Genomic DNA, 19,651 nt, shown 5'->3' on the forward strand with positions numbered 1-19,651 from the left:
TGATATAATAGTTCTATGTTAGAATCAGAAAAACAATCACGTTATCAAATCTTAAATGAGGAGCTCTCTTTTTTATTGGAAGGCGAAATCAATGTTTTGGCTAATCTTTCCAACGCCAGTGCTCTTTTAAAATCACGCTTTCCTAATACCGTATTTGCAGGCTTTTATCTGTTCGATGGAAAAGAATTGGTTTTAGGTCCCTTCCAAGGTGGTGTTTCCTGCATCCGTATTGCACTGGGAAAGGGTGTTTGTGGGGAGGCAGCTCATTTTCAGGAAACTGTTCTGGTTGGAGATGTAACAACTTATCCCAACTATATTTCTTGTGATAGTCGTGCTAAAAGTGAAATTGTTGTGCCGATGGTAAAGAATGGTCAATTACTTGGGGTTCTGGATCTGGATTCTTCAGAGATTGATGATTATGATGCTATGGATCGAGATTATTTGGAACAATTTGTCGCTATTTTGCTTGAAAAGACAGAATGGGACTTTACAATGTTTGGGGAGAAAGCCTAATGTATCAAGCACTTTATCGAAAATATAGAAGTCAAAACTTCTCTCAGTTGGTTGGTCAAGAAGTTGTGGCTAAGACTCTTAAACAAGCGGTGGAGCAAGAGAAAATAAGTCATGCTTATCTTTTTTCTGGTCCTCGTGGAACGGGAAAAACCAGTGTGGCTAAGATATTTGCCAAGGCTATGAACTGTCCTAATCAAGTGGGTGGTGAACCATGTAATAACTGTTATATTTGTCAAGCAGTGACGGACGGTAGTTTAGAAGATGTCATTGAAATGGATGCAGCCTCTAATAATGGGGTTGATGAAATTCGTGAAATCCGTGATAAATCAACCTACGCCCCTAGCCTTGCCCGCTACAAGGTCTATATCATAGACGAGGTTCACATGTTGTCTACAGGGGCTTTTAATGCTCTTCTAAAGACGCTGGAAGAGCCAACACAGAATGTGGTCTTTATTTTAGCTACTACTGAATTGCACAAGATTCCTGCCACTATTCTATCCCGTGTCCAACGTTTTGAGTTTAAATCAATTAAGACACAGGATATTAAGGAACATATCCACTATATCTTAGAAAAAGAAAATATCAGTTCTGAACCAGAGGCTGTGGAAATCATTGCTAGACGAGCTGAAGGTGGGATGCGGGACGCCTTGTCTATTTTGGATCAAGCCCTAAGTTTGACACAGGGAAATGAGTTGACGACCGCCATCTCTGAAGAAATTACAGGAACCATTAGCCTATCAGCCTTGGATGATTATGTGGCCGCCTTGTCTCAACAGGATGTTCCCAAGGCTTTGTCTTGCTTGAATCTTCTTTTTGACAATGGTAAGAGCATGACTCGTTTTGTGACCGACCTTTTACACTATTTAAGAGACTTGTTAATTGTTCAAACAGGGGGAGAAAACACTCATCATAGTCCAGTCTTTGTAGAAAATTTGACACTTCCTCAAGAAAATCTGTTTGAAATGATTCGTTTGGCGACAGTCAGTTTAGCAGATATTAAGTCTAGTTTGCAGCCCAAGATTTATGCTGAGATGATGACTATCCGTTTGGCAGAGATTAAGCCTGAAGCAGCTCTTTCTGGGGCAGTTGAAAGTGAAATTTCTGCACTGAGACAGGAAGTTGCCCGTCTCAAACATGAACTGGCAAATGTAGGAACTGTATCTAAGCCAACAAATCCAGCTCCTAGTCGTCCAACAGCAGGCAAAACAGTCTATCGTGTGGATCGCAATAAAGTTCAATCTATCTTACAAGAGGCTGTCGAAAATCCTGATTTAGCACGTCAAAATCTGATTCGCTTGCAGAATGCTTGGGGAGAGGTGATTGAAAGTCTTGGAGGTCCTGATAAGGCTCTGCTAGTTGGTTCTCAACCGGTTGCAGCCAATGAACACCATGCTATTCTTGCTTTTGAATCTAACTTCAATGCTGGTCAAACCATGAAACGGGACAATCTCAACACCATGTTTGGCAACATCCTCAGTCAGGCAGCAGGTTTTTCACCCGAGATTTTAGCTATTTCCATGGAGGAATGGAAAGAAGTTCGCGCAGCCTTTTCAGCCAAAGCCAAATCTTCTCAAACTGAAAAAGAAGCAGAAGAAAGTCTGATTCCGGAAGGATTTGAATTTTTGGCTGATAAAGTAAAGGTAGAGGAAGACTAAAGAAAGATTTCATGATACAATAAGTTTATGAATAGACAACAATTTATTATCATCGCACTGTTTACAGCTGCTGAGACCTATTTTTTCAATGAAGCCTGGATGACTGGTCGCTATATTATGGCAGCCTTTTGGGCTATTTTGCTCTTTAGAAATTTCCGAGTTAGTTACTTGATGGGCAAGATTGTAGATGTCATTGACCAGCATTTAAAAGGAAAAGACTAGTCCTCAGCTTCTAGACAAAATCAAAGCCTTTTAGGCTTTTTTTTGTTATACTATAAAAGTATATTTATTGACCTTTTACCGTATTTTCTAGGGAAATCAAGTATGTTTCCAGTAAGCACTGTAAAGGCCTTGAAAAAGAAAGGAACTATCATGTCAGTATTAGAGATCAAAGATCTTCACGTTGAGATTGAAGGAAAAGAAATTTTAAAAGGGGTTAACCTGACCCTGAAAACAGGAGAAATCGCCGCTATCATGGGACCAAATGGTACTGGTAAATCGACTCTTTCTGCCGCTATCATGGGAAATCCAAACTATGAAGTTACCAAAGGTGAAGTCTTGTTTGATGGCGTAAACATCCTTGAGTTGGAAGTGGACGAGCGTGCGCGTATGGGACTTTTCCTTGCTATGCAATACCCATCAGAAATTCCTGGAATTACCAATGCTGAGTTTCTTCGTGCAGCTATGAATGCTGGTAAAGAAGACGATGAGAAGATTTCAGTTCGTGAGTTTATCACTAAACTCGACGAGAAGATGGAATTGCTCAACATGAAAGAAGAAATGGCTGAGCGTTACCTCAACGAAGGTTTCTCTGGTGGTGAGAAAAAACGTAATGAGATTCTTCAACTTTTGATGTTGGAGCCAACATTTGCCCTTTTGGATGAGATTGACTCTGGTCTTGATATTGACGCTCTTAAAGTTGTTTCTAAGGGTGTTAATGCCATGCGTGGTGAAGGCTTTGGTGCTATGATTATCACTCACTACCAACGTCTTTTGAACTACATCACACCAGACGTGGTACACGTGATGATGGAAGGGCGTGTTGTCCTTTCAGGTGGTCCAGAATTGGCTGCACGTTTGGAACGTGAAGGATACGCAAAACTAGCTGAAGAACTTGGCTACGACTACAAGGAAGAATTGTAATTCCCTCGTATCTTTTAGGAGAAGTAAATGACTAAAGAAAATATTAAACTTTTTTCAGAAATGCACGCTGAACCAAGCTGGTTGGCTGACCTCCGTCAAAAAGCTTTTGATAAGATTGAGAGCCTAGAATTACCAGTTATTGAGCGTGTGAAATTCCACCGTTGGAATCTTGGTGATGGAACGATTACAGAAAGTGAGCCATCAGCAAATGTTCCAGATTTCACTGCACTAGATAATCACTTGAAGTTGGTGCAAGTAGGAACTCAAACTGTTTTTGAGCAAACTCCAGTTGAGTTAGCTGAACAGGGTGTTGTCTTCACAGATTTCCATTCAGCTTTAGAAGAAATTCCAGAGCTGATCGAAGAATTCTTCATGTCATCTGTTAAGTATGACGATGACAAGTTGGCAGCCTACCATACAGCTTATTTCAATAGTGGTGCTGTTCTCTATATTCCTGATAACGTTGAGATTAAAGAACCAATCGAAGGAATTTTCTATCAAGACAGCGATAGTGATGTGCCGTTTAACAAGCATATTATGATTATCGCTGGTAAGAACAGTAAGATTAGTTATCTGGAGCGTTTAGAGTCACGTGGTGGAGGTAGTGCTAAGGCAACTGCAAATATCACAGTTGAAGTGATTGCACGTTCTGGTGCGCAAGTTAAGTTTGCTGCGATTGACCGTCTAGGTGAAAACGTCACTGCTTACATTAGCCGTCGTGGTAAATTAGGTAACGATGCAAGCATTGACTGGGCAATCGGTGTCATGAACGAAGGGAACGTCGTTGCGGACTTTGATAGCGACTTGATTGGAAATGGTAGCCATGCTGACCTTAAAGTCGTAGCTCTTTCAAGTGGCCGTCAAGTGCAAGGAATTGATACTCGTGTAACCAACTATGGTTGCAACTCAATCGGAAATATCCTACAACATGGGGTTATTCTTGAAAAAGCAACCTTGACCTTTAATGGTATTGGCCACATTATCAAGGGTGCCAAGGGAGCAGATGCGCAACAAGAGAGCCGTGTTCTTATGCTTTCAGACCAAGCGCGTTCAGATGCCAATCCAATCCTTTTGATTGATGAAAATGACGTTACTGCAGGACACGCGGCTTCTATCGGTCAGGTAGATCCAGAAGATATGTATTACCTCATGAGCCGTGGCTTGGATAAGGCAACTGCAGAACGCTTGGTTGTCCGTGGTTTCCTTGGATCTGTTATCGTGGAGATTCCAGTCAAGGAAGTTCGTGATGAAATGATTGCAACTATCGAAGAAAAATTGTCAAAACGCTAAGGGGTAGCCTATGTTAGATGTAGAAGCGATTCGCAAGGATTTTCCAATTTTAGACCAGATTGTTAATGATGAACCATTGGTTTATTTGGACAATGCTGCGACGACACAAAAACCACTAGCAGTTCTGGAGACGATTAACCGCTACTATGAGAACGACAATGCCAATGTTCATCGTGGGGTTCATACCTTGGCGGAGCGGGCGACAGCTTCCTATGAGGCGGCTCGTGAAACCATTCGTAAGTTTATCAATGCAGGGTCTACAAAGGAAGTTCTCTTTACTAGAGGAACGACAACCAGTCTGAACTGGGTGGTGCGCTTTGCAGAGGAAGTCTTGACTGAGGGAGACCAGGTTTTGATTTCTGTCATGGAACACCATTCCAACATCATTCCTTGGCAGGAAGCCTGCCGTAAGACTGGGGCAGAGCTTGTCTATGTCTATCTCAAGGATGGAGCTCTGGATATGGATGATTTGCGAGCTAAATTGACTGACAAGGTCAAGTTTGTTTCGCTAGCTCACGCCTCAAATGTTCTTGGTGTAGTCAATCCGATTAAAGAAATCACGCAAATGGCCCACCAAGTTGGAGCCATCATGGTGGTGGATGGTGCTCAATCTACTCCTCATATGAAGATCGATGTCCAGGACTTGGATGTGGACTTCTTTGCCTTTTCAGGTCACAAGATGGCGGGTCCAACTGGTATCGGTGTTCTTTACGGTAAAGAAAAGTATCTGGAACAAATGTCACCAGTAGAATTTGGCGGTGAAATGATTGATTTCGTCTATGAGCAATCTGCTAGCTGGAAGGAATTGCCTTGGAAATTTGAGGCTGGAACACCAAATATGGCAGGTGCAATTGGACTTGCTGCGGCAGTAGATTATCTTGAAAAGATTGGTATGGATGCGATTGAAGCTCATGAACAAGAATTGATTGCATATGTCTTTCCAAAGTTGCAGGCGATTGAAGGACTGACCATTTATGGTTCACAGGACTTGGCTCAACGTTCAGGTGTGATTGCCTTTAATCTAGGCGATCTCCATCCTCACGACCTTGCAACAGCTTTGGATTATGAAGGAGTAGCTGTTCGTGCAGGTCACCACTGTGCGCAACCCTTGCTTCAGTATTTGGATGTCCCAGCAACAGCTCGTGCAAGTTTTTATATCTACAATACCAAGGCAGATTGCGATAAACTAGTCGATGCCTTACAAAAGACAAAGGAGTTTTTCAATGGCACTTTCTAAACTAGATAGCCTTTATATGGCAGTGGTAGCGGACCATTCGAAAAATCCACATCACCAAGGGAAGTTAGAAGACGCTGAACAAATCAGTCTCAACAATCCGACTTGTGGGGATGTTATCAATCTCTCTGTCAAGTTTGATGCAGAGGATCGTTTGGAAGATATCGCTTTTCTAAACTCAGGTTGCACCATCTCTACAGCATCTGCTAGTATGATGACGGACGCAGTTTTAGGAAAAACCAAACAAGAAATCTTAGAACTTGCGACTATTTTTTCTGAAATGGTTCAAGGGCAAAAAGATGAACGCCAAGACCAACTTGGCGATGCAGCCTTCTTGTCAGGAGTTGCTAAATTCCCTCAACGAATCAAGTGTGCAACCCTAGCTTGGAACGCCCTGAAGAAAACAATTGAAAATCAAAAAAATCAGTAAGACAAGTTTCTTTTGTCTTATGAATCAGTAGAAATAAAGAATGAAAGAAAGGATATTATGGCTGAAGAAAGAGTAGAACCAAAACCAATTGACCTTGGTGAATATAAATTTGGTTTCCATGATGATGTAGAGCCTGTCCTATCGACAGGAAAAGGATTGAATGAAGATGTCATTCGTGAACTATCAGCTGCTAAGGGAGAACCTGAGTGGATGCTAGAATTCCGTTTGAAGTCTTATGAAACCTTCAAGAAAATGCCCATGCAAACTTGGGGAGCAGACTTGTCAGAGATTGATTTTGATGACTTGATCTACTACCAAAAACCATCTGATAAACCAGCCCGTTCATGGGACGAAGTTCCTGAAAAAATCAAAGAAACCTTTGAACGAATCGGGATTCCAGAAGCTGAACGTGCTTATCTAGCAGGAGCCTCTGCCCAGTACGAGTCAGAAGTGGTTTACCACAACATGAAGGAAGAGTTCCAGAAATTGGGTATTATCTTTACAGATACGGATTCTGCCCTCAAGGAATACCCAGACTTGTTTAAACAATACTTTGCTAAGTTGGTACCGCCGACTGATAACAAGTTGGCAGCTCTTAACTCAGCAGTATGGTCAGGTGGAACCTTTATCTACGTACCAAAAGGGGTCAAAGTGGATATTCCACTTCAAACTTACTTCCGTATCAACAACGAAAATACTGGTCAGTTTGAACGTACCTTGATTATCGTTGATGAGGGAGCAAGTGTTCATTATGTAGAAGGATGTACAGCGCCAACTTATTCAAGTAACAGCTTGCATGCTGCCATCGTAGAAATCTTTGCCTTAGATGGTGCTTATATGCGTTATACAACCATCCAGAACTGGTCTGATAACGTCTATAACTTGGTAACGAAACGTGCTAAGGCTCAAAAGGATGCCACTGTTGAGTGGATTGATGGTAACTTGGGTGCCAAAACAACCATGAAATACCCATCTGTTTACCTTGATGGAGAAGGGGCGCGTGGTACTATGCTTTCTATTGCCTTTGCTAATGCAGGGCAACATCAGGATACTGGAGCTAAGATGATCCACAACGCTCCACATACAAGCTCGTCTATCGTGTCTAAATCCATCGCTAAAGGTGGAGGAAAGGTTGACTATCGTGGACAAGTAACCTTTAATAAAAACTCTAAAAAATCTGTCTCTCACATCGAGTGTGATACCATTATTATGGATGACTTGTCAGCATCAGATACCATTCCGTTTAATGAAATTCACAACTCACAAGTCGCTTTGGAACACGAAGCTAAGGTATCTAAGATTTCAGAAGAGCAACTCTATTACCTCATGAGCCGTGGATTGTCAGAATCAGAAGCGACAGAAATGATTGTTATGGGATTTGTAGAACCCTTTACAAAAGAACTTCCAATGGAGTATGCTGTTGAGCTGAACCGCTTGATTAGCTACGAAATGGAAGGATCAGTTGGGTAAAAGAAAACGGAAAAGCAAATGGGATTCTTAAAAAAATTATTTGGTAATGTTGAAAAAGCGAATAAAGGTGAAATTCCTGTCGAGGAAATTGTTCCACCATTTACAAATGATTTATCTGAAGAAGCAGATGATTATTGGAGACAAACGGAAGAGCTTCTCTTGATAAACGCTGTAAAAGCTGTTGGTGGTCCCGAGTCAGTAGACCGTGCTTTTGTTCTTGCTAATTTCAAGGAAAATCAAGAAACCTTTGATCTCTTTTATCAAGTAAACGGTCAGCTCCTTTCGTGGAAAGAGATGGATGACAGTATTGTCGCTAAGATTAGTAATCAATTACTTCCTCAAGCGCAAGAGGTAGCTCGAGCAGTAAATGAGAATTACGAAAAAGCGAAGGTTCCAGTCATTGAATACGCTATGCTTCAGTTTGAAACTGCAACCATGGCTTGGTTTGGTCGGAAGCTCACAACAGCTTATCCAGAAGCACAATTGACTTTTGAAGAATTGGTATCTGGTTGGCATGCTATTTTGAAACAAGAAATTCCAAATCGTCCTTTAGATAGTGACCGTCCGTTTCCGTATTATGAAATTTAAAAAACAAAAAAATCGCGGTTTAAAATCGCGATTTTTTATAATTTTTCGTTGATGAAGCGGATAAACTGATTCCACCAAACTTTTAAGAAGAAGGCTTTTTCAACTTTCTTTTCTGCTACCATTTCAAAACTAGGACGTTCTGTAGTGATGTAACCTTGACCAATCAAATCATTGTCTTCATAAGTCAAATGTCCAACCACAGTTCCGGCTTCAAGTGGTGCTGGAATTGCCTTAGAATCAGGTGTGAATTGAATTGTTTGGGACGATTGTCCCCCAACACGTTCAATTAGAGAGATATCATCTTTGGCAACGGCAGTGACTGTATCTTCTTTTCCATCTTGTACAGGGGCTTTACTATCTTGATAGGCATCACCTTTCTGAACGATTTTGCGAAGTGTGAATGTAGAAGAGATATAATCCATTAGTGAAGATGTAGCTGTGAAGCGAGCATAAGGATTATTGTCTTGATGATCTGCATTCAAAACAACTGTGATGACCCTCATCCCTTTTTCGACAGTAGTACCAACAAAAGATTCTCCAGCTTTGTCTGTTGTTCCTGTCTTAAGGCCATCAAAACCACCGCGATAAGCAGGCATACCCTCTAACATGTAGTTGGTAGAAGTGATTGTCATTCCAGCAAAAGTAGAAGAAGGTTTTTTCGTGATTTCCAAGACTTGTGGGTATTTTTTGATGAGATTGCGAGCAACGATAGCGACATCATAAGCACTGAGTTTATTTTCATCATCTTTTTTAGAGCCCGGGTAAATGTTATCCCCTAGAGTCTCATTGTTAAGACCTGTTGTATTAACAACAGTGGCATCCTGAATTCCCCATTCCAAGAGTTTTGCGCGCATCATATCGACGAAATCTTTTTCTGAGCCAGCAATTTTCTCAGCTAATGCAATAGCGGCGCTGTTGGCGCTAGATACTAGGGTTGCCTCAAGCAACTCTTCTACAGTATAATTACGAGCCTCCATAGGAACGTTACTCGCTTCAGAATTTGTCGTTAATTTGTAAGGATAATCAGAAATATCTACCGGAGTTGATAGTGTAATACTGCCATTTTCCAAGGCTTCATAGACAAGATAAACAGTAATTAACTTTGTGATTGAAGCAATTTCAACTGGCTGGGTTGCATCTTTCTCATAGAGAATTTTACCAGTATTCGCCTCAACGGCAATTGCATGTTTAGCAGCAATATTAAAATCTTGAGCAGCAACAGTAGATGCTGAGCCAATAACGGAAAGGCTTAAAAGAGTTAAAATTATTTTTTTCATAGTAAGTTTATTCTATCATAAAGAAAAAAATATTCCCAGTTTCATGATATAAGAAAGAAGCTTTTTTGAAAGTGTGGTAAAATAGATGAATGGAGGTACCTCATGTTTCGTAAGAATAAATTATTTTTTTGGACCAGTGAGATTTTACTATTAACCATTATCTTTTATTTATGGAGAGAGATGGGAGCGATTATTACACCTTTTGTAAGCGTTGCAAACACTATAATGATTCCCTTTCTTTTAGGTGGTTTTTTATATTATTTGACCAATCCTATTGTAAATTTTTTACAAAAGTATTTCAAAATTAACCGTATCATTGGTATTCTACTAACCTTGTGCGCCTTGGTTTGGGGGCTAGTTATTGGGGTAGTCTATCTCTTACCGATTTTGATTAATCAGCTGACAAGTTTGATTGCAACAAGTCAGACAATTTATAGTCGTTTGCAAGATTTGATTGTGGATTTATCTACTTATCCAGCCTTTCAAAATTTAGATATTCAAGCGACGATTCAACAGTTAAATCTCTCCTATGTAGATATTCTACAGAATATCCTAAATAGTGTAACGAATAGTGTTGGAAGTGTCCTATCTGCGCTCTTTAGTACTGTTTTGATTATTATCATGACCCCTGTATTTTTAATTTATTTTTTGTTAGATGGTCACAAGTTCTTGCCGATGCTTGAACGTACTGTTTTAAAGCGAGACAAGTTGCATATTACAGGTCTTTTAAAAAATTTGAATACTACAATTGCTCGATATATTAGTGGAGTTGCTATTGATGCGATTATTATTGGTTGTTTGGCCTTTATCGGATATAGCGTAATCGGTTTGAAATACGCTTTGGTCTTCGCTATCTTTTCAGGATTAGCCAATCTCATTCCTTATGTAGGCCCAAGTATTGGTTTGATTCCGATGATTATCGCTAATGTCTTTACTGATCCTCATAGAATGCTGATTGCAGTTGTTTATATGCTGATTATTCAACAAGTGGATGGAAATATTCTTTACCCTCGAATCGTTGGTGGTGTGATGAAGGTTCATCCAATTACGATTTTAGTATTACTTTTGTTATCAAGTAATATCTATGGTGTCATTGGTATGATTGTCGCAGTACCAACCTATTCTATCTTAAAAGAAATTTCTAAGTTTTTATCACGCTTGTATGAAAATCATAAAATAATGAAAGAACGAGAAAGAGAATTAGCTAAGTAAAAGTCAGGAAATTCCTGATTTTTCTTTTTCATTAAAGAAGTGATAGGAGTAGAATTACCGTTTAGATTAGCAGATTAAGAATAATTCACAAAAACTTTGTAAAACACTTGCAATTTAGCTGAAATTTGATAAAATAGTAAGGAAAGTTAGACTGTATTGCCTACTGTCTATCTATAAAATATATTTTATTGGAGGCTTTTACTCAAATGGCAAAAGAAAAATACGATCGTAGTAAACCACACGTTAACATTGGTACTATCGGACACGTTGACCACGGTAAAACTACTTTGACAGCAGCTATCACAACTGTTTTGGCACGTCGCTTGCCTTCAGCTGTTAACCAACCTAAAGACTATGCGTCTATCGATGCTGCTCCAGAAGAACGCGAACGCGGTATCACAATCAACACTGCGCACGTTGAGTACGAAACTGAAAAACGTCACTACGCTCACATCGACGCTCCAGGACACGCGGACTACGTTAAAAACATGATCACTGGTGCCGCTCAAATGGACGGAGCTATCCTTGTAGTAGCTTCAACTGACGGACCAATGCCACAAACTCGTGAGCACATCCTTCTTTCACGTCAGGTTGGTGTTAAACACCTTATCGTCTTCATGAACAAAGTTGACTTGGTTGACGACGAAGAATTGCTTGAATTGGTTGAAATGGAAATCCGTGACCTATTGTCAGAATACGACTTCCCAGGTGACGATCTTCCAGTTATCCAAGGTTCAGCTCTTAAAGCCCTTGAAGGTGACACTAAATACGAAGATATCGTTATGGAATTGATGAACACAGTTGATGAGTACATCCCAGAACCAGAACGTGACACTGACAAACCATTGCTTCTTCCAGTCGAAGACGTATTCTCAATCACTGGACGTGGTACAGTTGCTTCAGGACGTATCGACCGTGGTATCGTTAAAGTCAACGACGAAATCGAAATCGTTGGTATCAAAGAAGAAACTCAAAAAGCAGTTGTTACTGGTGTTGAAATGTTCCGTAAACAACTTGACGAAGGTCTTGCCGGAGATAACGTAGGTGTCCTTCTTCGTGGTGTTCAACGTGATGAAATCGAACGTGGACAAGTTATCGCTAAACCAGGTTCAATCAACCCACACACTAAATTCAAAGGTGAAGTCTACATCCTTACTAAAGAAGAAGGTGGACGTCACACTCCATTCTTCAACAACTACCGTCCACAATTCTACTTCCGTACTACTGACGTTACAGGTTCAATCGAACTTCCAGCAGGTACTGAAATGGTAATGCCTGGTGATAACGTGACAATCGACGTTGAGTTGATCCACCCAATCGCCGTAGAACAAGGTACTACATTCTCTATCCGTGAGGGTGGACGTACTGTTGGTTCAGGTATGGTTACAGAAATCGAAGCTTAATTCGATTTAGTTCCCAGAAGAACAATTATTTAAGTCAGACACTAAAAGAATCTTGCTATGCAAGGTTCTTTTTTTCTGATATTGAACTAAAATTGAAGAATTGTACACAAAAAAGCTCTATACACTTGATGGGCATAGAGCAAACGGAGCTTTATCTGATATAGAGTTCTTGGTTTTTCAAGACAATTTCACGTACGCTTGCAAACTTTTTGAGTTTTTTGATTTCTTCTGGATGAGTGACGAGAGTGATAACATAGCCTTCTTTACCCATGCGACCTGTACGGCCAGCACGGTGAGTGTAGGTTTCGCTATCTCTAGGAACATCAAAGTTTACGACACATTCGAGGCTATCGATATCAATTCCACGAGCCAGAAGGTCTGTTGCGAGAAGTAGGGTTAGTTGCTTGTCTTTAAACTTTTCTAAGATGACTTTTCTAAATTTGACATTGACATCACTAGCGAGGGAAACAGCCAGGATATCCCGATATTGTAGTTTTTCTTCTGCACTTCCAAGGTCTGATAGGCTGTTAAAGAAGACTAGACCACGGAAATCCTCTACATGAGCCAGTTTTCGTAGCATATCCACTCGGTGACGTTGCTCTACCTGCATGTAGAAGTGCTGGATGTTGTCCAGTTTTTGATCAGAGAGATTAATGGTACGTGTGTTAGGCGCAATCTTCTTTTGGTCAAACTTGGTTGTCGCACTCATATAGACAAGTTGGTGGTCACGAGGTGCGTAGTGAGTAATTTTCTCGACAAAGTGTATCTGAGAATCATCTAGTAATTGGTCGAATTCATCCAGGATGATGGTTTCCACATTCATCATCTTGATTTTTTTCAATTTAATCAGTTCAAAGATACGGCCAGGGGTTCCAATCAGAATTTCTGGTCCTTTTTTGAGTCGTTCAATTTGACGTTTTTGACTCGAACCTGATAAGAAGAGTTGGGTAGTTAAGCAGATAGCTTCAGCCCACGTTTTACATACATCAAAAATCTGTCCAGCAAGCTCAGTATTTGGTGCTAGAATCAAGAGTTGTTGGGTTTTTTTCTTTTGTAGTCTGAGAAGACTTGGTAGAAGGTAAGCTAGGGTCTTACCAGTTCCTGTTGGGCTCACTCCTAGGAGGTTTTCTCCAGCAAGAAGGGACTCAAATAGTTGAGTTTGAATGGGAGTGAATTCTTGGAAATCGAGTTGGTCACTCAGTTCTTGCCATTCAGTCGGTAGTTTGGTTTTCATTTTTCTGCCTCAAATCTAATGCCAGCAGTCTGGCGCATAGTATATAGTAGCTCATGAACTGAACTTGCATCTTCCAGCCAAATTTGGTAGAGATTCAGATCTGGTTGCTGGATCATGTGTGCAAATGCAGCGACTTCCTCAGTCATCGTATGAGGAGTCTGTTGGATAGGGAGTTGGACTTGATTGCCTTGATGGTCGGTAAAAATAGCTGAGCTGACATGTTCGATGGTGTTGAGGGTCAAGGTACCATCTGTCGTATAAATCTCGCAAGGGAGATTGGAAGTGATGTTTTTTCCAGCCTTGATGTGAACTTGAAAGTCTGGGTAGAAGAGGATTCCGTCACCATTTAGGTCAATGCTATTGTCAAGCTGTTGCCCCTGATAGGTTGCGTCCTGAGCCTTTCCAAAGAGACGAACGGCAGCGTAGAGAGGATAAATCCCCAAATCCATAAGCGCTCCACCAGCAAAACGATCTGAAAAGACATTTGGTATCTGTCCAGCCAACAAGTTAGGCATTTTGGAAGAATACTTGGCATAGTTGAAATCTGCCCCTAAAATTTGCTTGTCTGCTAAAAAGTTTTTGATAGTTATAAAAGCTTTTTCATGGTAATTGCGAGCTGCTTCGAATATAAAACAGTGATTTTTCTCAGCTGTATGTCTCAAATCTAGCCATTCTTGTGGCTGAGTGACAGCTGGTTTTTCAAGAATGACGTGTTTACCTGCAGACAAGGCAGCTTTTGCCTGAGCAAAATGTAAGGAATTTGGACTGGCAATATAGACCACATCAAAGGAGCTCTTGAAGAAGTCTTCTAACTGATCAAAGAGTTGGATACCCTGATAGCGAGAAGCAAAGGTTGCCGCAGTTTCTAGTTTTCTAGAATAGACTGCGACCAGCTTGTATTCTCCACTGATATGGGCTGCTTCTATGAAGTGGTGGCTGATAGCCCCTGTTCCGATGACACCTAATTTAAGCATAGTTACTCCTTTTCCAATTTCAAATCCTTCTTTCATTATAACATAGATAGACAGGACTATCCAACAGAGGGGAAAAAATTTCAAATAAGCTACTAGGTCTTTTCCAAAGAAAGTGGTACAATAATGAGATGAGTAAATGAAATGGGAGGGAAAATGAGGTTATTACCTATAAGAAAAATATCACGTCAGTCTAAGAGGCTAGCGCTTTTTTTGACTTTTTGTGCAGGTTATGTAGATGCCTATACGTTTATTTTGCGAGGGAATACTCTTGTAGCTGGACAAACTGGGAATGTCGTCTTTCTTTCAGTAGAATTAATTCAAAATAATGTTTCAGATGTTAGGGACAAGGTTCTCACCTTGTTAGCTTTTATGATGGGGGTCTTTCTATTAACAATTTATAAGGAAAAATTGAGAATTGTGAAAAAGCCAATTTTGTCATTGCTTCCTTTAGCAATCTTATCAATTATTATTGGTTTTGTGCCGCAAACTGTAGATAATATTTATCTAGTACCGCCCTTAGCCTTTTGTATGGGATTGGTGACAACTGCTTTTGGAGAAGTATCGGGTATTGCCTATAATAACGCTTTTATGACAGGAAATATCAAACGGACCATGCTGGCTTTTGGAGATTATTTCCGAACCAAGCACACTCCTTTTTTGCGTGAAGGGTTCATATTTGTTAGCCTGCTTAGTAGTTTTGTCCTTGGCGTTGTCTTTTCAGCCTATTTGACGATTTTCTATCATGAAAAGACCATTCTTGGTGTTCCTATTATGATGAGTATTTTTTACCTCAGCATGCTTTTTGCCAAGTGGCGGAAAAAAGTAAAAGAAAAAGCTACATTTTAGGTGTTATTACTTGTAAGAAAATAGGAGATATGCTATACTTGAAGAGTTGACTATGCACGATCCTGTGCAACCGCACGAACATCGTTGCTTGATTATTCAAGTTTAAGTGGTTCGTCCCACGATGCTAGGCGAGTCTTCACAAAAAATTCGGGGAAACCCATAAAAATCATAGGAGGTGCATAATGAGCACATACGCAATTATCAAAACTGGCGGAAAACAAGTTAAAGTTGAAGTTGGTCAAGCAGTTTACGTTGAAAAATTGAACGTTGAAGCTGGTCAAGAAGTTACTTTTAACGAAGTTGTTCTTGTTGGTGGTGAAAACACTGTTGTCGGAACTCCACTTGTTGCTGGAGCTACTGTAGTTGGAACTGTTGAAAAACAAGGAAAACAAAAGAAAGTTGTTACTTACAAGTACAAACCTAAAAAAGGTAGCCACCGTAAACAAGGTCACCGTCAACCATATACAAAAGTTGTCATCAACGCAATCAACGCTTAATTTTAAGGAGAACACATGATACAGGCAGTCTTTGAGAGAGCCGAAGATGGCGAGCTGAGGAGTGCGGAAATTACTGGACACGCCGAGAGTGGCGAATACGGCTTTGATGTCGTGTGTGCATCGGTTTCTACGCTTGCCATTAACTTTATCAATTCTATTGAGAAATTTGCAGGCTATGAACCAATCCTAGAATTAAACGAAGATGAAGGTGGCTATCTGATGGTTGAAATACCAAAAGATCTTCCTTCACACCAGAGAGAAATGACCCAGTTATTCTTTGAATCATTTTTCTTAGGTATGGCAAACTTATCGGAGAACTCTTCAGAGTTCGTCCAAACCAGAGTTATCACAGAAAACTAACACGGAGGAAAACATTATGTTAAAAATGACTCTTAACAACTTGCAACTTTTCGCCCACAAAAAAGGTGGAGGTTCTACATCAAACGGACGTGATTCACAAGCGAAACGTCTTGGAGCTAAAGCAGCTGACGGACAAACTGTAACAGGTGGATCAATCCTTTACCGTCAACGTGGTACACACATCTACCCAGGTGTAAACGTTGGACGTGGTGGAGACGATACTTTGTTCGCTAAAGTTGAGGGCGTAGTACGCTTTGAACGTAAAGGACGCGATAAAAAGCAGGTTTCTGTTTACCCAATCGCTAAATAAAAAGGTCCAGTGAACCTTTTTATCCCGAGCCTTAAAATATAAAGGCGAGGAAGCTAGAAGTAGCATTAAATAAGGCTTTCCGAGTTTTCGGAGAGCCTATTTTTTTATTTTGATACCCATTTTGGTACCCATATTTTAAAACCATATGTAAGAAGAGAATTTATCGGCTACTTTATTTTACAATGAAAAAATAGTTGAATGTAAAACTTTTACAATAATGAATTTTATAAGGGAATAAGATATTGTAAAAATTGCTAAGATTTGATATTATAATTGTATCTGAGTAAGGAAGCAGGAATATGGAAAGGAGTGAGCCTATATGAAAAAATTATCATAATGATAGTCTGTTCAATCTCTTTTCTTGTTTTATCTGCTTGCGTTAGTAACAAAAAACTTATTCTTCCTGAACCTGAAACGATCTCTGTAATTTCCCTGCAGAAAACAATCTCTGAAGATATTAAAACTATAACCAAGAGAGAAGAAATCTCAAAATTGATTGAGGAGATACAGAAACAGTCCAAATCTACAACTTTGGAGAGTTTCAATGATCAACCGACAAATGTTAAAGATTACATCATTATCAAATTCACTCATCAGAATGAAGAAAATGATAGTGTAGCCTATCTATATACTATGAAAGAAAAACAGTATATTGAGCAACCCTATGTTGGGATTTGGGAGGTAAGTCCAGATATAGCGAATAGGGTTGAAGAAGCTTATTCTAGTTGATTTATAGAATAAAAGAAATTTTTAGAGAGTTTTCTTGTATCATGTTTTAAACGGTAAATCAACAAGATTTGCTGTTTTTATTTGTTTGAAATAAAATGAGGACTGAAAAAAGATATCATTCTAATTCTTGTATTGGGGTATTAGAGTATTCGCTTAGACTTGAAAATTTCCAGACTTTTTTCCTTTTTGGAAAACTTCTAAAATATGGTATAATGAAAAGATAAAGAAGTTGGGGGTAGAAGATGAACATTCAACAATTACGCTATGTTGTGGCTATTGCGAATAGCGGTACTTTTCGTGAAGCTGCTGAAAAGATGTATGTTAGTCAGCCGAGTCTGTCTATTTCTGTTCGTGATTTGGAAAAAGAGTTGGGCTTTAAGATTTTCCGTCGGACCAGCTCAGGGACTTTCTTGACTCGTCGTGGTATGGAATTTTATGAAAAAGCGCAAGAATTGGTTAAAGGATTTGATATTTTTCAAAATCAGTATGCCAATCCTGAGGAAGAAAAGGATGAATTTTCCATTGCTAGTCAGCACTATGACTTCTTGCCACCAACCATTACGGCCTTTTCAGAGCGCTATCCTGATTATAAGAACTTTCGTATTTTTGAATCAACTACTGTTCAAATTTTAGATGAAGTAGCGCAAGGGCATAGTGAGATTGGGATTATCTACCTCAACAATCAAAATAAAAAAGGTATTATGCAACGGGTTGAAAAGCTAGGTCTGGAGGTCATTGAATTGATTTCCTTCCATACCCACATTTATCTCCGCGAGGGGCATACTTTGGCTCAGAAAGAGGAATTGGTTATGGAGGATTTAGCTGATCTACCAACGGTTCGTTTCACTCAAGAGAAAGATGAGTACCTTTATTATTCAGAGAACTTTGTTGATACCAGTGCGAGCTCGCAGATGTTCAATGTGACAGACCGTGCTACTTTGAATGGTATTTTGGAGCGGACGGACGCTTATGCAACAGGTTCCGGATTTTTAGATAGTGACAGTGTCAATGGGATTACAGTCATTCGTCTCAAGGATAACCTAGATAATCGCATGGTCTATGTTAAACGTGAAGAAGTGGAGCTGAGTCAAGCTGGGACTCTCTTTGTAGAAGTCATGCAAGAATATTTTAATCAGAAGAGGAAATCATGAAAAAAAGAGGAATAGTGGCAGTCATTGTACTACTTTTGATTGGGCTTGATCAGTTGGTAAAATCCTATATCGTCCAGCAGATTCCACTGGGTGAAGTACGCTCTTGGATTCCCAATTTCGTTAGTTTGACCTACCTGCAAAATCGAGGTGCAGCCTTTTCCATGCTACAAGACCAGCAGTGGTTATTTGCTATCATTACACTGGTCGTTATGGTAGGTGCCATTTGGTATCTACATAAACACATGGAGGACTCACTTTGGATGGTCTTGGGTTTGACCTTGATTATTGCAGGTGGTCTTGGAAACTTTATTGACAGAATCAGTCAGGGCTTTGTTGTGGATATGTTCCACCTTGACTTTATCAATTTTGCAATTTTCAATGTGGCAGATAGCTATCTGACGGTTGGAGTGATTATTTTATTGATTGCAATGCTAAAAGAGGAAATAAATGGAAATTAAAATTGAAACTGGTGGCCTGCGTTTAGATAAGGCTTTGTCAGATTTGACAGAATTATCACGCAGTCTCGCGAATGAACAAATCAAATCAGGGCAGGTCTTGGTCAATGGTCAAGTCAAGAAAGCTAAATACACTGTCCAAGAAGGTGATATCGTCACTTACCATGTACCAGAGCCAGAGGTCTTAGAGTATGTAGCAGAGGAAATTCCTCTTGAAATTATCTATCAAGATGAGGATGTGGCTGTCGTTAACAAGCCTCAGGGAATGGTTGTCCACCCAAGTACTGGTCATACCAGTGGAACCCTAGTCAATGCCCTTATGTACCATATTAAGGATTTGTCGGGTATCAATGGGGTTCTACGTCCAGGAATTGTTCACCGTATTGATAAGGATACGTCAGGCCTTCTCATGATTGCTAAAAACGATGAGGCGCATCTAGCACTTGCCCAAGAACTCAAGGATAAAAAGTCTCTCCGCAAATATTGGGCTATTGTTCATGGAAATCTGCCTAATGATCGTGGTGTGATTGAAGCTCCGATTGGCCGTAGTGAAAAAGACCGTAAGAAACAGGCTGTGACTGCTAAAGGGAAGCCTGCAGTGACCCGTTTCCACGTCTTAGAACGTTTTGGTGATTACAGCTTGGTAGAGTTGCAGCTAGAGACAGGACGCACTCATCAAATCCGTGTTCACATGGCTTATATTGGCCATCCAGTCGCTGGTGATGAGGTCTATGGTCCTCGCAAGACTTTGAAAGGACATGGACAATTTCTCCATGCCAAGACTCTAGGCTTTACCCATCCGAGAACAGGTGAGACCATGGAATTTATAGCAGATATCCCAGAGATTTTTAAGGAAACATTGGAGAGATTGAGAAAGTAA

At 40.1% G+C, this 19,651-nt stretch carries 22 protein-coding genes, 1 pseudogene and 1 other annotated feature; of the genes and pseudogenes, 19 read left to right on the forward strand and 4 right to left on the reverse strand.

What is annotated here, in order from left to right:
* Positions 1 to 15 precede the first annotated feature (15 nt).
* From L0P31_RS01760 to L0P31_RS01800, 9 genes are all read left to right on the forward strand, one after another.
* On the forward strand, positions 16 to 513 hold the full coding sequence (locus tag L0P31_RS01760; RefSeq protein WP_238095478.1) for a GAF domain-containing protein: 498 nt from the start codon (positions 16 to 18) through the stop codon (positions 511 to 513).
* Positions 513 to 2,168, forward strand: a complete 1,656-nt coding sequence (gene dnaX / locus L0P31_RS01765; RefSeq protein ID WP_238095480.1) for a DNA polymerase III subunit gamma/tau — start codon at positions 513 to 515, stop codon at positions 2,166 to 2,168. The genes L0P31_RS01760 and dnaX overlap by 1 nt, the downstream gene beginning before the upstream one ends.
* A gap of 27 nt (positions 2,169 to 2,195) precedes the next feature.
* Positions 2,196 to 2,390 (forward strand): DUF3272 domain-containing protein, encoded by a 195-nt coding sequence (locus L0P31_RS01770; RefSeq protein WP_001081602.1) that lies wholly within the window; start codon positions 2,196 to 2,198, stop codon positions 2,388 to 2,390.
* A 150-nt stretch (positions 2,391 to 2,540) separates the two neighbouring features.
* Positions 2,541 to 3,311 carry a Fe-S cluster assembly ATPase SufC gene (gene sufC, locus L0P31_RS01775; RefSeq protein ID WP_000114489.1) on the forward strand — a complete coding sequence of 257 codons (771 nt, stop codon included), beginning with the start codon at positions 2,541 to 2,543 and terminating at the stop codon, positions 3,309 to 3,311.
* A 27-nt stretch (positions 3,312 to 3,338) separates the two neighbouring features.
* On the forward strand, positions 3,339 to 4,601 hold the full coding sequence (gene sufD / locus L0P31_RS01780) for a Fe-S cluster assembly protein SufD (protein ID WP_238095482.1): 1,263 nt from the start codon (positions 3,339 to 3,341) through the stop codon (positions 4,599 to 4,601).
* A gap of 10 nt (positions 4,602 to 4,611) precedes the next feature.
* Complete coding sequence (locus L0P31_RS01785) at positions 4,612 to 5,838, forward strand: cysteine desulfurase (protein ID WP_078238326.1); 1,227 nt, start codon at positions 4,612 to 4,614, stop codon at positions 5,836 to 5,838.
* Positions 5,825 to 6,265: a Fe-S cluster assembly sulfur transfer protein SufU gene (gene sufU, locus L0P31_RS01790; protein ID WP_049499854.1), complete on the forward strand. Its 441-nt coding sequence runs from the start codon at positions 5,825 to 5,827 to the stop codon at positions 6,263 to 6,265. Before L0P31_RS01785 ends, sufU begins: the two co-directional genes overlap by 14 nt.
* Positions 6,266 to 6,322: 57 nt before the next feature.
* Positions 6,323 to 7,735: a Fe-S cluster assembly protein SufB gene (gene sufB / locus L0P31_RS01795; protein ID WP_000797054.1), complete on the forward strand. Its 1,413-nt coding sequence runs from the start codon at positions 6,323 to 6,325 to the stop codon at positions 7,733 to 7,735.
* Between the two features lie 18 nt (positions 7,736 to 7,753).
* Complete coding sequence (locus L0P31_RS01800; RefSeq protein WP_238095484.1) at positions 7,754 to 8,323, forward strand: hypothetical protein; 570 nt, start codon at positions 7,754 to 7,756, stop codon at positions 8,321 to 8,323.
* A 35-nt stretch (positions 8,324 to 8,358) separates the two neighbouring features.
* On the opposite strand, the gene pbp3 is transcribed toward L0P31_RS01800, so the two are convergent.
* Complete coding sequence (gene pbp3, locus L0P31_RS01805; RefSeq protein WP_238095486.1) at positions 8,359 to 9,600, reverse strand: D-alanyl-D-alanine carboxypeptidase PBP3; 1,242 nt, start codon at positions 9,598 to 9,600, stop codon at positions 8,359 to 8,361.
* A 102-nt stretch (positions 9,601 to 9,702) separates the two neighbouring features.
* On the opposite strand from pbp3, the gene L0P31_RS01810 reads away from it, so the two are divergent.
* Together L0P31_RS01810 and tuf are read left to right on the forward strand one after the other, a co-directional pair.
* Positions 9,703 to 10,812 carry an AI-2E family transporter gene (locus tag L0P31_RS01810; protein ID WP_078228379.1) on the forward strand — a complete coding sequence of 370 codons (1,110 nt, stop codon included), beginning with the start codon at positions 9,703 to 9,705 and terminating at the stop codon, positions 10,810 to 10,812.
* Positions 10,813 to 11,018: 206 nt separating this feature from the next.
* Positions 11,019 to 12,215: an elongation factor Tu gene (tuf, locus tag L0P31_RS01815; protein ID WP_001040721.1), complete on the forward strand. Its 1,197-nt coding sequence runs from the start codon at positions 11,019 to 11,021 to the stop codon at positions 12,213 to 12,215.
* Positions 12,216 to 12,366: 151 nt separating this feature from the next.
* Here the strand turns inward: tuf and L0P31_RS01820 are convergent, their stop codons facing one another.
* Together L0P31_RS01820 and L0P31_RS01825 are read right to left on the reverse strand one after the other, a co-directional pair.
* Positions 12,367 to 13,449, reverse strand: coding sequence for a DEAD/DEAH box helicase (locus L0P31_RS01820; protein ID WP_238095488.1), 1,083 nt, complete (start codon positions 13,447 to 13,449; stop codon positions 12,367 to 12,369).
* Positions 13,446 to 14,423, reverse strand: a complete 978-nt coding sequence (locus tag L0P31_RS01825) for a Gfo/Idh/MocA family protein (RefSeq protein WP_238095490.1) — start codon at positions 14,421 to 14,423, stop codon at positions 13,446 to 13,448. The genes L0P31_RS01820 and L0P31_RS01825 overlap by 4 nt, the downstream gene beginning before the upstream one ends.
* A gap of 141 nt (positions 14,424 to 14,564) precedes the next feature.
* Here L0P31_RS01825 and L0P31_RS01830 point away from each other — a divergent pair, with 141 nt between their 5' ends.
* The 5 genes from L0P31_RS01830 to L0P31_RS01850 all read left to right on the forward strand — a co-directional run bounded on the left by L0P31_RS01830 (position 14,565) and on the right by L0P31_RS01850 (position 17,165).
* Positions 14,565 to 15,269: a YoaK family protein gene (locus tag L0P31_RS01830; RefSeq protein ID WP_238095492.1), complete on the forward strand. Its 705-nt coding sequence runs from the start codon at positions 14,565 to 14,567 to the stop codon at positions 15,267 to 15,269.
* Between the two features lie 58 nt (positions 15,270 to 15,327).
* Positions 15,328 to 15,415 (forward strand) — a sequence feature (ribosomal protein L21 leader region).
* Positions 15,416 to 15,451: 36 nt separating this feature from the next.
* On the forward strand, positions 15,452 to 15,766 hold the full coding sequence (gene rplU, locus L0P31_RS01835) for a 50S ribosomal protein L21 (protein WP_000109141.1): 315 nt from the start codon (positions 15,452 to 15,454) through the stop codon (positions 15,764 to 15,766).
* A 15-nt stretch (positions 15,767 to 15,781) separates the two neighbouring features.
* Positions 15,782 to 16,126 carry a ribosomal-processing cysteine protease Prp gene (locus tag L0P31_RS01840; RefSeq protein WP_000613694.1) on the forward strand — a complete coding sequence of 115 codons (345 nt, stop codon included), beginning with the start codon at positions 15,782 to 15,784 and terminating at the stop codon, positions 16,124 to 16,126.
* A 16-nt stretch (positions 16,127 to 16,142) separates the two neighbouring features.
* Positions 16,143 to 16,436, forward strand: coding sequence for a 50S ribosomal protein L27 (rpmA, locus tag L0P31_RS01845; RefSeq protein ID WP_000916509.1), 294 nt, complete (start codon positions 16,143 to 16,145; stop codon positions 16,434 to 16,436).
* A gap of 273 nt (positions 16,437 to 16,709) precedes the next feature.
* Positions 16,710 to 17,165 carry a DUF5301 domain-containing protein gene (locus L0P31_RS01850; RefSeq protein ID WP_371512707.1) on the forward strand — a complete coding sequence of 152 codons (456 nt, stop codon included), beginning with the start codon at positions 16,710 to 16,712 and terminating at the stop codon, positions 17,163 to 17,165.
* A 175-nt stretch (positions 17,166 to 17,340) separates the two neighbouring features.
* On the opposite strand, the pseudogene L0P31_RS01855 reads toward L0P31_RS01850, so the two are convergent.
* Positions 17,341 to 17,415 (reverse strand): annotated as a pseudogene (locus L0P31_RS01855) (AraC family transcriptional regulator); the annotation flags it as partial.
* Here L0P31_RS01855 and L0P31_RS01860 point away from each other — a divergent pair.
* The 3 genes from L0P31_RS01860 to L0P31_RS01870 are packed head-to-tail and all read left to right on the forward strand — an operon-like array spanning position 17,408 to position 19,651.
* Entirely contained in the window at positions 17,408 to 18,316 is a 909-nt protein-coding gene (locus L0P31_RS01860) for a LysR family transcriptional regulator (protein WP_238095494.1), read from the forward strand. The pseudogene L0P31_RS01855 and the gene L0P31_RS01860 sit on opposite strands and share 8 nt — an antisense overlap.
* A complete protein-coding gene (lspA, locus tag L0P31_RS01865; RefSeq protein WP_000745688.1) occupies positions 18,313 to 18,774 on the forward strand; it encodes a signal peptidase II in 462 nt (153 codons plus the stop codon). Before L0P31_RS01860 ends, lspA begins: the two co-directional genes overlap by 4 nt.
* Positions 18,764 to 19,651, forward strand: a complete 888-nt coding sequence (locus L0P31_RS01870) for an RluA family pseudouridine synthase (protein WP_238095495.1) — start codon at positions 18,764 to 18,766, stop codon at positions 19,649 to 19,651. Before lspA ends, L0P31_RS01870 begins: the two co-directional genes overlap by 11 nt.

It is taken from the genome of Streptococcus mitis, from assembly GCF_022137125.1.
Classification (GTDB): domain Bacteria; phylum Bacillota; class Bacilli; order Lactobacillales; family Streptococcaceae; genus Streptococcus; species Streptococcus mitis_CE.